Here is an 11,681-nt window from a genome sequence, read left to right on the forward strand (position 1 = left end):
TGGTTATTAAAGGTTTTTTCACTTAATTCAAATTTAAACCTAAAGCTAAATTGCCCCGGGGCCGATAGTAGCCTTGTTAACGACTCTCCGACGTGCGAAACGGCAACCCTATGGCGACTATCTTTAATAATCTGATGGCAGGTAATGTCCTGACACAGCAGAAAAAAACGGCCGCTAGCTTAAGCCAGTCCGTTGAGCGGCTCTCATCCGGCATGCGCATTAACGGCGCGAAGGATGACGCTGCCGGGCAGGCTATTGCCAACCGTATGTCCGCGACGCTCACCGCCAATGACGTAGCGTCGCGCAGCATGAACGATGGCATTAGCCTCTCGCAGACCGCTGAAGGCGCGCTCGCTGAAGTGAGCGACCTGCTGATACGGGCTAAAGAGCTGGCCGTACAATCCGCGACCGGTACGCTCGATTCGAGCGACCGCGCGGCGATTTCGACAGAGTTTAGCCAGATCAAAGCGCAGATTGACGCGATCGCCAAAGGGACGACGATCTTCGGCAAATATCCGCTGGCGCCCGCTGCTGCACCGGCACCGCCCGCGCCACAGCTTGGCAACATTCCGTCGATTAACCAGCGCTTTCCGGTCCCCGGACAACAGTACACGTTCAGTTCCGGGCTGGTGCCGCTCGCCTATATTCCGGCGGGCGCGACTGACATTACGCTGACCATTAACTCCGGCTGGATGGATGACGATATCCAGCTGTTCAGCCGCGACGGCAGTCATCTGGTGGGTACGCCGCTCAATGGCCCGACGCGTGATTTCACCTGGACGAATAACGGCGTTAACAGTACGGCGACGGCTAACAGCAAAGTTATCTCCACCGGTAACGGCTTTCTGCCGGGCGCGAGCTACAGCGACGCGAACCTGACGCAAGGGCCTGCAACCTATAACGTGGGCAGCGGGGCGGTAAAACAGTATAACGGCATGACCATCACCTACAGCGGCGATGGCGACCGTTACGAGACGCCCGCAACCGGCTGGGCTAACAACGGCACCGTCTCGCCGGGCAACTATCTGGAGCGGCTCTCCATCGATAAAGTGACCGAGGATGTCATTATCATGGTAGTCGGCAACGGCTCCTTTTTCGGCCAGATGACCTGGTCGAAGCTGCCATTGCCGACGGATAAACCGGATGAAGGCCCGGTCAGCACCGATACGGATATTGTCATGAGCGCCGACTACGGCGAGGCGGTGCAGTACAAAACGATCCCGGCTACCCCTGCGGATACGGAAACGCTCGGTCTTGACACCGCGCACCTTGATAGCCAGCAAGGCGCCTCGCAGGCGATAACGGCTATCGATCACGCGCTGGATACCGTAAGCGCCTATCGCGGCACCTACGGAAGCCTCGTTAATACTTTTGATTCGGCGAAAGCGGGGCTTGCGCAGAAAACCGTGGCGACGACCGCCGCGCGCAGCCGCATTGAAGATGCGGATTATGCCCAGGAGGCCAGCAATCTCAGCCGTACGCAGATCCTGCAACAGGCCGGGAACGCGGTGCTGGCCCAGGCCAACCAGCAGGCGGAAAGCGTACTGTCGCTGCTTAAGTAACGTCACGGGTCTGCCCGGACGCCGCGTCAACAGGCGTGGCGGGTTTTGCCACCGCGCGCGCTACCAGTGCCGCAACCACCACCAGCGACAACACCACCAGCATCGCGCTGCGTAAACCATAATGTTCCCCCAGGAAGCCGAGTAACGGCGGGCCTACCAGGAAGGCGACATAGCCCGCCGTGGCGACGACGCTTACGCGCACTGGCGCATCTGGCCCGGTATCGCTCGCCGCTGAAATCGTCAGCGGGAAGCCGAGCGAGGCGCCAAGCCCCCACAACAGCACCGATACGCTCGCGATAAGCGGGTTATCAACGAAGATAATCAACCCGATACCGAGCGCGCCCATAATGGCGCTGGCGCGCACAACGTTTACGCGGCTGTAACGGTCGATAAACCAGCCGCCGCAGAAGCGCCCAAGCGTCATGCCGAGCGTAAAGCCCGCGTAAATCAGCGAGCCGGAAGTGGGGCTGAAGCCGTGACCATCTACCATGAGGAGCGGCAGCCAGTCGTTGGCGGAGCCTTCGGCAAACGCCATCGCCAGGACAATCAGCCCAATCAGCAGCAACTGACTGTCCTTCCAGAACGGAATATGCCCGGCGGGACGTGTCTTGCGCGCTTCTTTCGCCTCTTTGCCAACGCCGCGCGGAATGGCGCGCAGCCCGATAATAATCGGGATAACGGTGATAAGCGTGGCGATAGTGAGGTGTAAATCCGCCCGAAAATGGAGCGCCGTCAGGCTCAGGCCTATGCCTGCGCCAATCAGTGTGCCGAGGCTGAAAAAGCCGTGCATCATCGGCAGGATCGTTTTGTTCTGTAGCTGTTCGACAGTCGCACCTTCCACATTGAGCGCCACTTCGGCGGAGCCCATGCCGGCACCCAGTACCGCCAGCCCGCCGGCGAACAGCAGCGGCGAGGCGAGCCATAGCGCAAGCGCCATCAGCAACATGCCAATAACCCCAAGCGCCATGCCGTTACGGATCACCACATGCGTACCCAGGCGCTTCACCAGCCAGCCGGAGCAGAGAATGCCGCTCATGGAGCCGACCGAGAGCCCGAACAGCACAATCCCCATTCCGGCAGTGGAAACCGCCAACACATCACGAATGGAGGGCGTACGTGTCGCCCAGGAGGCCATCAACAGGCCCGGCAGAAAGAAAAACAGAAACAGCGCCCACGTCCGGTGACGCAGCGCGGGAGAGTGATTCGCGTCGGATGACATAGCCAATTCGCCTGGAGTGAAAAAGAAACCTTTAAAACGTAGCAAGGTTGTGTACATTTGTACACATACCAAAAATGCTTTTTACCGGCTGGGAATGAGACCCTTATGGCGACACGACAAAACGACCCGCAACGCCGCGAGCGTATTCTGCAGGCCACGCTTACCTGCATCGCCACCCATGGCTTTCATCATATTACGCACCGCAAAATCGCCCTGCAGGCGGACGTGCCGCTGGGCTCTGTCACCTACTATTTTAAAACGCTGGAGGCGCTGCTTGAGGAGGCGTTTACGCGTTTCGCCGAGAGTATGTCGGGGCAATATCAGACGCTGATGGCGCAGGCGCAGACGCGCGAGGAGGCCTGCGAGGCGGTGACGGCGCTCATTTGCGGCGCACAGGTGACAACGCCTGAGAATATGGAACTGATGTATCAGCTTTACGCCTACGCGGGCCGCCAGCCCGCGCTCAAAAGCATCATGCAGGACTGGATGCGCCGCAGCCAGCAGACGCTCGAAACCTGGTTTGACCCGGCGACCGCCCGCGCGCTCGACGCGTTTGTCGAAGGAATGACGCTGCATTATGTCATCGACCGCGAGCCGCTTGGGCGTGAGACAATCCGAACGATGGTGGGGAGGATTGTGGGGGAGGGGCTTAACCTCAGTCTATCCGGGAAGGTAAATAAAATATCAGAATAACTCAGAATGGCATCCCGATACGCTTTAGGAGGCGGGGCTCAGAAATGCTGAAAGTACTTATTGGCGTGGTTGGCATTTTAGCAGGCGCTTTCGCCTGTGCTATTCCGTATATCAAAATGGAGTTTGCAGGAAACGCTTACTATACCGAGAAAGATGAGCGGGAGTATCGCTTCTTCACGCCCAAAATTTTACAGGAAATGCCACGTATTTCTGAAAAATACGAATTTAGTTTCATTAATGTTAGCGGGCCTGCCTCACATGTACATGTGATTAAATTCTATGGCACAGCTGATACCAGGCGGGTGAGCGAGTACCTCATATCAAAAGGATATAAAAAACAGGTGACCTGCGATATCGAGGCGGCTTGCTGGCGTGGTAGTGATCCACAAGAAACGCTCTATGTCGGAACTTTCAAGGATGAAGACATAGTCATGGTTCAAGTAGTTACCGATTTTACATAGGCAATAAACCCGCTTTCTATGCCTGAACAAAACCCGCAAAGTTCCGGTTTTGGTTACAGATACGGTTTTGAATAAGGGTTAACCTGAGCGGTAATACCACTCCCCAGACAACAAAAAACCCATCAACCTTGAACCAAGATGGCGGGGTTGATGGGCTCCACAAAAATGGGGACATCAAAGAAAAGCAGTGGCACTAATTGAGACTGGCGCTTTTTCGAAAAGTTCGCGCCTTAGGCAAAATTTCTCGTTTTTTTATGTGCCGGGCCAGATGATGACGATAAGCGTACCGGCAAGGGTCAGCAGAACGTTGGCAATCGCGTACGTGCCTGCATAGCCGAGCGCCGGAATATTGCTGCGCGCGGTATCGCTGATAATCTCCATTGCAGGCGCGCAGGTACGCGCGCCCATCATTGCGCCGAACAGCAGCGCGCGGTTCATGCGCAGCACATATGCCCCGAACAGGAAGCAGATCACCACCGGCATAAGGCTTACGATGAGTCCCGCGAACAGCATCTGGCCACCCACAGCGCCGAGCCCGTGACCGATGCCGCTGCCTGCGCTCAGACCCACGCCTGCCATAAACACCATCAGGCCGAACTCTTTCACCATCATTAGCGCGCCCTGAGGGATGTAACCAAATGTCGGGTGGTTGGCGCGCAGGAAGCCGAGCATGATGCCCGCGAACAGCAGCCCGGCGGCGTTACCGATGCCGAAACTAAACGAGCTGAACTGGAACGTGATCATCCCGATCATCAGGCCGACAATAAAGAAGGCGCAGAAGGCGAGAAGATCCGTCACCTGGCTGTGAATGGAGATAAACCCGATGCGATCGGCGATGGTTTTAACGCGCCTTGCGTCGCCGCTCACCTGCAACACATCACCTTTGTTCAGCACGATGTTGTCATCAATAGGCATCTCAATCTGGCTGCGGATCACGCGGTTTAAGAAGCACCCATGATCGGTAAGCTTAAGCTGGCCGAGACGGCGGCCCACCACGTTGTGGTTTTTCACTACGATCTCTTCGGTGACGATGCGCATGTCCAGCAAGTCGCGGTCAAACACCTCTTTCCCGTTGCGAAAGCTCGGGTCGAGACGGGCGTGCGCGTCCGGGTAACCCACCAGTGCAATTTCATCGCCCATCTGTAACACCGCATCGCCATCCGGGTTCGCGAGAATGCCGTTACGGCGGATGCGCTCGATGTAACAGCCGGTCTGACGATAGATGCCCAGCTCACGCAGGTTCTTACCATCCGCCCAGGCGACCAGCTCCGGCCCCACGCGATAGGCGCGGATGACCGGCAGATACACTTTGCGGTTCGCGTCGGTGTCGAGACCGCGCTCGCGCGCAATCTGCTGGGCGCTGGTTTGCAGGTCCTGATGCTGAAGTTTTGGCAGATAGCGCGCGCCGAAAATCAGGCTCACCAGCCCGATGAGATACGTCAGCGCATAGCCGAGGCTCAGGTGATCCAGCGCCTGGGCGAGCTGCGCGCCTTCCATGCCCGCGTGGCGTAGCGTATCGCCTGCGCCCACCAGCACCGGCGTTGAGGTCATCGAACCCGCGAGCATCCCGGCAGTCAGGCCGATATCCCAGCCAAACGCTTTGCCAAGACCAAGCGCGATAAGCAGGGCGCTGGCCACCATCACCAGCGCGAGCATCAGGTAATTTTTGCCGTCGCGAAAGAAAATTGAAAAAAAGTTGGGGCCAGCTTCGACACCGACGCAAAAAATAAACAGCATAAAGCCGAGGTTAAGCGCGTCGGTGTTAATCGTAAAATGCTGCTGGCCTAATAATAATGAGACGACTAAAACACCAATGGAATTACCCAGTTGCACAGAACCCAGGCGTAATTTACCAAGACACAGGCCGAGCGCCAGCACCACAAATAATAACAGGATGTAATTCCCGTTTAACAAATCTGCGACGTTTATATTCACGGAGGCTAACTTCTTGTTTACCAGTAAGTTGTTGAAAAGGAGAGGCTTCTGGGCTAGGATTTTGCTTATGTTTTGCCGGAAGTGCGCTTTCCGGCGCAGTTATTTCGTCTGCATAAGCTTTTCGCCGCCGGTAGTTTAATCGTTATGTATAGTATCGGCCAGCAAGAATATTCTAATACCCGTAGTTAATTATGAGGCAGGGATTGCCGCCATGCTTTATCTGACTAAACATCCGCAACGGCGGAGAGGAGATCAGGTTTGATACAGGCACTATCAGGGGGATATTTGTTGATGCGACGTCATAGCCGGGCCGCGACCGTCTGCTGTTTTATTCTGTTTCTGGCGGTTTTCATTGCGCAGAAAATGGTGCTTCACACCTTTACGCCTGTCACCGGTGCGCGAGATTTTGGCATCTTATGTTTTATTCTGCCGGGCGCACTGGCAGGCGTTTTCGCACGCCGTGGCCGTGAGCTGAAGCCGCTACTCGGTGCGATACTGGCCGCGCCGCTCTGTTTGATTATTCTGCATGTGTGGGGCGGGACGGAGCGATCGTTCTGGCAGGAGCTGGCGTGGGTTTTCAGCGCGCTGTTCTGGTGCTCCATCGGTTCGCTCTGCTGGCTGTTCCTGATGACCTTTCTGCGCCGACGCCGGCTGTAACCGCCGGTTTCATCTTCTTCCTAAACGCAACGTTCCGGTAACCGCCCTCCGGCGCATTACGATTATACTGATGTGTTTTAGCAGCCAGCCCGCGCGCTGGCTTTTGAACCACACCAGGAATAAGGAAAACGTGATGACGCCAACGATAGAGCTGCTTTGCTCGCACCGTTCCATTCGCCACTATACCGATGCACCCATCAGCGACGCGCAGCGTGAAGCGATTATCCACGCGGCGCAGTCCGCCTCCAGTTCCAGCTTCCTGCAGTGCAGTTCCATTATCCGTGTAACCGACCGCGCGATGCGCGAACAACTGGTGACGCTGACCGGCGGGCAGCAGCACGTCGCACAGGCGGCAGAGTTCTGGGTATTCTGCGCGGATTTCAATCGCCACTTGCAAATCTGCCCGGACGCCCAGCTGGGCCTTGCCGAACAGCTGCTGCTCGGCGTGGTAGATACCGCTATGCTTGGGCAAAATGCGCTGGTGGCCGCCGAGTCGCTCGGCCTTGGCGGGGTTTACATTGGCGGTATTCGTAACAGCATTGAAGCGGTGACGGAACTGCTCGGTTTGCCGCAGCATACGCTGCCGCTGTTTGGCCTGTGCCTTGGCTGGCCGGCAGACGACCCGCAGGTGAAGCCGCGTATGCCTGCGGGGCTGATGGTACATGAAAACCGCTACCAGCCGGTCGACCACGAGCTGCTGGCAGAGTATGACGAACAGATCGCTGATTACTATGTGCATCGCGACAGCAACGCCCGCCGCGATACCTGGAGCGATCAGATTCGCCGTACCATCATTAAAGAGAACCGTCCGTTTATTCTCGAGTATCTGCATAAGCAAGGCTGGGCGACGCGCTAAGCCTTTTAACGCTCCCCCGGCCGCGCGGGGGAGTGTATGATAGGCCGGTTTTCACAAGACGTGTTCAGAGAGGTGCAGGGTGAAAATCGCCATTTTGTCCCGGGACGGTACGCTCTATTCTTGTAAACGCCTGCGCGAAGCCGCCACGCGGCGCGGCCATCAGGTGGAAATTCTCGATCCGCTTTCCTGCTATATGACCATTAACCCGGCGGCCTCGTCGGTGCATTACAAAGGTCGTCAGCTTCCCCATTTCGACGCCGTGATCCCCCGCATCGGCTCGGCGATTACCTTCTACGGCACCGCCGCGCTGCGCCAGTTTGAAATGCTTGGCAGTTACCCGCTTAATGAATCGGTCGCCATCACGCGTGCGCGTGACAAACTGCGTTCGCTGCAACTGCTGGCGCGTCAGGGGATCGATCTGCCGGTGACTGGCATTGCGCATTCGCCGGACGACACCAGCGATCTTATCGACATGGTGGGCGGCGCGCCGCTGGTGGTAAAGCTTGTGGAAGGCACCCAGGGCATCGGTGTCGTGCTGGCGGAAACCCGCCAGGCGGCCGAAAGCGTGATTGATGCCTTTCGCGGGCTCAACGCGCATATTCTGGTGCAGGAATATATAAAAGAAGCCAAAGGACGCGACATTCGCTGCCTGGTGGTGGGCGATCGCGTCGTCGCGGCCATTGAACGCCAGGCGAAGGAGGGCGATTTTCGCTCGAACCTGCATCGCGGCGGCGTGGCGCGTATTGCGGAGATCACGGAGCGTGAGCGCGATATTGCGATTAAAGCCGCAGCGACGCTGGGGCTGGATGTTGCAGGCGTTGATATTTTGCGCGCCGACCGTGGCCCGCTGGTGATGGAAGTTAACGCGTCGCCGGGCCTTGAAGGCATCGAAAAAACCACGGGGCTGGACATTGCCGGGCAGATGATTGGCTGGATTGAGCGCCACGCGCGCCCCGGCTACTGCCTCAAAACCGGCGGCTAATTCGGCGTCATGGTATAACGTGCGTTTTTTGCGTAAGCTATCCGATTGTCATGTTTGTTTACTAAAGAGGCTACAGGTTATATGGATTCACTCGTCGTCCCGACGCTGGACACCCTGCGCCGCTGGCTCGATAACCTCGGCGTGAGCTTTTTCGAGTGTGATACCTGCCAGGCGCTCCACCTTCCGCATATGCAGAATTTCGAAGGCGTATTCGACGCCAAGATTGATCTGGTGGATAACGTGGTGCTCTTTTCCGCGATGGCGGAAATCAAGCCCTCGGCGTTGCTTACGGTCGCCTCCGATCTTTCCGCTATTAACGCCGGCTCGTTGACCTTAAAAGCATTTCTCGACATTCAGGATGATAACCTGCCAAAGCTGGTGGTCTGCCAGACGCTGCTGGTGGAAGTGGGCGTGACGGTAGAGCAGTTCGAGGCGTTCTTCCGCCAGAGCGAACAGCAAACCTCCATGGTGATTATGGAAGCTCGCGCGCACCAGTTGCTTTACACCCCGGAAGAGGAAGAAAAAGGGGAACCCGAAGTGAATAACCATTTTCTTCACTGATCCCGCCTGCTTTTAGCGCAGTCGCTACCAGGGCGACTGCGTATTTCGCTTTTTTATTCTGCATTGAAACTGTTGCGATAGCATAAATCACCGCTCACCGTGCCGTTTTGGCTTATCCCATAGACCAAAACTGACTAAAAAATTGTTAAAAGCCGTTTTTTATTCCGGGCTATAGCCTCGGGGTCAGGCTACAGTTATCCTTGCGTGGCTGCATACAGCGTGCAACATCTGCCGGAGACGCGCTCTCTTTTTTCTGTGCAGAATGACCATCTATGCATGAATCTTGCATATGTTTAATTGCGTAAATTTAGTTCGCGCCGACGCGAACTTTTACCCTTTATTCAGAAGGAAAACAGATATGTCCACCCAAAGTAAAAAATGGTTATCGGGTGTGGTTGCCGGTGCGTTGATGGCCGTTTCCGCGACGACCTTAGCGGCTGAACAGAAAACGCTGCATGTGTATAACTGGTCAGATTATATTGCCCCCGACACGATTGAGAATTTCACCAAAGAGACCGGCATTAAAGTCGTCTATGACGTGTTTGATTCCAATGAGGTGCTGGAAGGCAAACTGATGGCGGGCAGCACCGGGTTTGACCTTGTCGTGCCGTCTGCAAGCTTCCTTGAGCGTCAGCTCACCGCAGGCGTTTTCCAGCCGCTCGACAAGAGCAAACTACCGAACTGGAAAAACCTCGATCCGGAAATCCTTAAGCTTGTCGCAAAACACGACCCGGATAACCAATACGCCATGCCTTACCTGTGGGCAACGACAGGCATCGGCTATAACGTGGACAAAGTTAAAGCCGCGCTCGGCAAAGACGCCCCGCTCAACAGCTGGGATCTGGTGCTGAAGCCGGAAAACCTCGAAAAACTTAAAAGCTGCGGCGTTTCGTTCCTGGATGCGCCAGAAGAGATCTTCGCGACGGTGCTGAACTACCTCGGCAAAGATCCCAACAGCAGTAAAGCGGACGACTACAGCGTGGCGGCGACCGATCTGCTGCTGAAGCTGCGCCCGAACATTCGCTACTTCCACTCTTCGCAATACATTAACGATCTGGCGAACGGCGACATCTGTGTTGCGATTGGCTGGGCGGGCGACGTGTGGCAGGCGGCGAATCGCGCGAAAGAAGCGAAAAATGGCGTCAACATCTCTTACACCATTCCCAAAGAGGGCGCGCTCGCATTCTTTGATGTCTTCGCCATGCCGGCAGACGCCAAAAACAAAGACGAAGCGTATCAGTTCCTCAACTACCTGATGCGTCCGGACGTCATGGCGCATATCAGCGATCACGTCTATTACGCGAGCGGTAACAAAGCCTCCACGCCGCTGGTGAGCCAGGAAGTGCGCGATAACCCAGGCATTTATCCGCCAGCAGACGTCATGGCCAAGCTCTTCACCCTGAAGGTGCAGGAGCCGAAGCTGGATCGCATCCGTACCCGCGCCTGGACCAAAGTGAAAAGCGGTAAATAAGGCCGCTTCACCGTAAACGGTCTGCATCGGGGCGGTGCAGTTGCCCCAGAACAGGACAGAGGTCAAGCGCCTCTGTCCTGCCCTTTGTGCGGCAACCGGGCCGCACAGGTACTTTTGCTTTTTGCCGGAGAGCAATGTAGTGAATGACGCTATTCCCCGCCCACAGGCGAAACCCCGCAAGGCGCTGACCCCGCTGCTGGAAATCCGTAACCTGACTAAATCCTTCGACGGCCAGCACGCCGTGGACGATGTCAGTCTGACTATCTACAAAGGCGAAATTTTCGCGCTGCTCGGTGCCTCCGGGTGCGGAAAATCGACGCTGCTGCGCATGCTGGCGGGCTTTGAACAGCCGACCACCGGGCAAATTGTCCTGGATGGTGTGGATCTCTCCCACGTGCCGCCTTATCAGCGCCCAATCAATATGATGTTCCAGTCCTACGCGCTCTTCCCGCATATGACGGTCGAGCAGAATATCGCCTTTGGCCTGAAACAGGACAAATTGCCGAAAGCGGAAATCGCAAGCCGCGTCGAAGAGATGCTGGGGCTTGTGCATATGCAGGAGTTCGCCAAACGTAAGCCGCACCAGCTTTCCGGCGGCCAGCGTCAGCGCGTGGCGCTGGCACGCAGCCTCGCCAAGCGCCCGAAACTGCTGTTGCTTGATGAGCCTATGGGGGCGCTTGATAAAAAGCTGCGCGACCGTATGCAGCTTGAAGTGGTGGATATTCTCGAGCGCGTTGGCGCCACCTGCGTAATGGTCACGCACGATCAGGAAGAGGCGATGACAATGGCGGGCCGTATCGCCATCATGAACCGCGGCAAATTTGTTCAGATTGGCGAGCCGGAAGAGATTTACGAGCATCCGACCACGCGCTACAGCGCTGAGTTTATCGGCTCGGTGAACGTGTTTGACGGCCTGTTGCGCGAGCGTCGCGAAGATGGGCTTATCATCGACGCGCCGGGGCTGGTGCATCCGCTGAAAGTCGACCCGGACGCGTCGGTCGTGGACGGGGTACCGGTTCACGTAGCGCTGCGCCCGGAAAAAGTCATGCTCTGCGACGAACCGCCCGCGGATGGCTTTAATTTCGGCGTAGGCGAAGTGGTGCATATTGCCTATCTCGGCGATCTCTCTATTTATCACGTGCGGCTGCACAGCGGGCAGATGATAAGCGCCCAGTTGCAGAACGCGCATCGCTACCGTAAAGGCGCGCCGACCTGGGGCGATGAAGTGCGCCTGTGCTGGGACGCGGATAGCTGCGTTGTGCTGACGGTGTAAGGAGGCGACAG

Annotated in this window: 11 protein-coding genes; 9 read left to right on the forward strand and 2 right to left on the reverse strand. The window is 56.7% G+C overall.

Annotation, left to right across the window (positions count from 1 at the left end; translation table 11 throughout):
* The first annotated feature begins 110 nt into the window (after nucleotides 1-110).
* Nucleotides 111-1,562 carry a flagellin N-terminal helical domain-containing protein gene (locus AFK62_RS06705; protein ID WP_007664547.1) on the forward strand — a complete coding sequence of 484 codons (1,452 nt, stop codon included), beginning with the start codon at nucleotides 111-113 and terminating at the stop codon, nucleotides 1,560-1,562.
* Here the strand turns inward: AFK62_RS06705 and AFK62_RS06710 are convergent.
* Nucleotides 1,555-2,781 carry an MFS transporter gene (locus tag AFK62_RS06710; protein ID WP_007664549.1) on the reverse strand — a complete coding sequence of 409 codons (1,227 nt, stop codon included), beginning with the start codon at nucleotides 2,779-2,781 and terminating at the stop codon, nucleotides 1,555-1,557. The two genes, AFK62_RS06705 and AFK62_RS06710, sit on opposite strands and share 8 nt — an antisense overlap.
* 105 nt (nucleotides 2,782-2,886) lie before the next feature.
* On the opposite strand from AFK62_RS06710, the gene AFK62_RS06715 reads away from it, so the two are divergent.
* Together AFK62_RS06715 and AFK62_RS06720 are read left to right on the forward strand one after the other, a co-directional pair.
* Nucleotides 2,887-3,474: a TetR/AcrR family transcriptional regulator gene (locus AFK62_RS06715; RefSeq protein WP_007664551.1), complete on the forward strand. Its 588-nt coding sequence runs from the start codon at nucleotides 2,887-2,889 to the stop codon at nucleotides 3,472-3,474.
* 44 nt (nucleotides 3,475-3,518) lie between these two features.
* On the forward strand, nucleotides 3,519-3,935 hold the full coding sequence (locus AFK62_RS06720; protein WP_032983907.1) for a hypothetical protein: 417 nt from the start codon (nucleotides 3,519-3,521) through the stop codon (nucleotides 3,933-3,935).
* Nucleotides 3,936-4,187: 252 nt separating this feature from the next.
* On the opposite strand, the gene AFK62_RS06725 is transcribed toward AFK62_RS06720, so the two are convergent.
* Entirely contained in the window at nucleotides 4,188-5,870 is a 1,683-nt protein-coding gene (locus tag AFK62_RS06725; RefSeq protein ID WP_053531795.1) for an aspartate:alanine antiporter, read from the reverse strand.
* Nucleotides 5,871-6,161: 291 nt separating this feature from the next.
* On the opposite strand from AFK62_RS06725, the gene ybjM reads away from it, so the two are divergent.
* The 6 genes from ybjM (at nucleotide 6,162) to potG (ending at nucleotide 11,670) form a co-directional block, all read left to right on the forward strand.
* Nucleotides 6,162-6,527, forward strand: a complete 366-nt coding sequence (gene ybjM / locus AFK62_RS06730; RefSeq protein ID WP_007664559.1) for an inner membrane protein YbjM — start codon at nucleotides 6,162-6,164, stop codon at nucleotides 6,525-6,527.
* Between the two features lie 133 nt (nucleotides 6,528-6,660).
* Nucleotides 6,661-7,383, forward strand: coding sequence for an oxygen-insensitive NADPH nitroreductase (gene nfsA, locus AFK62_RS06735; RefSeq protein WP_053531796.1), 723 nt, complete (start codon nucleotides 6,661-6,663; stop codon nucleotides 7,381-7,383).
* 79 nt (nucleotides 7,384-7,462) lie between these two features.
* On the forward strand, nucleotides 7,463-8,365 hold the full coding sequence (gene rimK / locus AFK62_RS06740; protein WP_053531797.1) for a 30S ribosomal protein S6--L-glutamate ligase: 903 nt from the start codon (nucleotides 7,463-7,465) through the stop codon (nucleotides 8,363-8,365).
* A gap of 81 nt (nucleotides 8,366-8,446) precedes the next feature.
* Nucleotides 8,447-8,926, forward strand: coding sequence for a type III secretion system chaperone family protein (locus AFK62_RS06745; protein WP_007664564.1), 480 nt, complete (start codon nucleotides 8,447-8,449; stop codon nucleotides 8,924-8,926).
* 358 nt (nucleotides 8,927-9,284) lie between these two features.
* Nucleotides 9,285-10,397 (forward strand): spermidine/putrescine ABC transporter substrate-binding protein PotF, encoded by a 1,113-nt coding sequence (gene potF / locus AFK62_RS06750; RefSeq protein ID WP_007664566.1) that lies wholly within the window; start codon nucleotides 9,285-9,287, stop codon nucleotides 10,395-10,397.
* A 139-nt stretch (nucleotides 10,398-10,536) separates the two neighbouring features.
* The gene (gene potG, locus AFK62_RS06755; RefSeq protein WP_007664567.1) at nucleotides 10,537-11,670 is read left to right on the forward strand and encodes a putrescine ABC transporter ATP-binding subunit PotG; all 1,134 of its coding nucleotides are present in this window, start codon (nucleotides 10,537-10,539) and stop codon (nucleotides 11,668-11,670) included.
* Nucleotides 11,671-11,681: the final 11 nt, after the last annotated feature.

The sequence above is a fragment of the Cronobacter condimenti 1330 genome, from assembly GCF_001277255.1.
Taxonomy (GTDB): domain Bacteria; phylum Pseudomonadota; class Gammaproteobacteria; order Enterobacterales; family Enterobacteriaceae; genus Cronobacter; species Cronobacter condimenti.

Excerpts from the sequence above, each read along its gene's own strand:
- AFK62_RS06720 (WP_032983907.1), top strand. The coding sequence starts at position 3,519 with ATGCTGAAAGTACTTATTGGCGTGGTTGGCATTTTAGCAGGCGCTTTC.
- AFK62_RS06745 (WP_007664564.1), top strand. The coding sequence starts at position 8,447 with ATGGATTCACTCGTCGTCCCGACGCTGGACACCCTGCGCCGCTGGCTC.
- AFK62_RS06715 (WP_007664551.1), top strand. The coding sequence starts at position 2,887 with ATGGCGACACGACAAAACGACCCGCAACGCCGCGAGCGTATTCTGCAG.
- AFK62_RS06710 (WP_007664549.1), bottom strand. The coding sequence starts at position 2,781 with ATGTCATCCGACGCGAATCACTCTCCCGCGCTGCGTCACCGGACGTGG.
- potF (WP_007664566.1), top strand. The coding sequence starts at position 9,285 with ATGTCCACCCAAAGTAAAAAATGGTTATCGGGTGTGGTTGCCGGTGCG.
- nfsA (WP_053531796.1), top strand. The coding sequence starts at position 6,661 with ATGACGCCAACGATAGAGCTGCTTTGCTCGCACCGTTCCATTCGCCAC.
- ybjM (WP_007664559.1), top strand. The coding sequence starts at position 6,162 with ATGCGACGTCATAGCCGGGCCGCGACCGTCTGCTGTTTTATTCTGTTT.
- AFK62_RS06705 (WP_007664547.1), top strand. The coding sequence starts at position 111 with ATGGCGACTATCTTTAATAATCTGATGGCAGGTAATGTCCTGACACAG.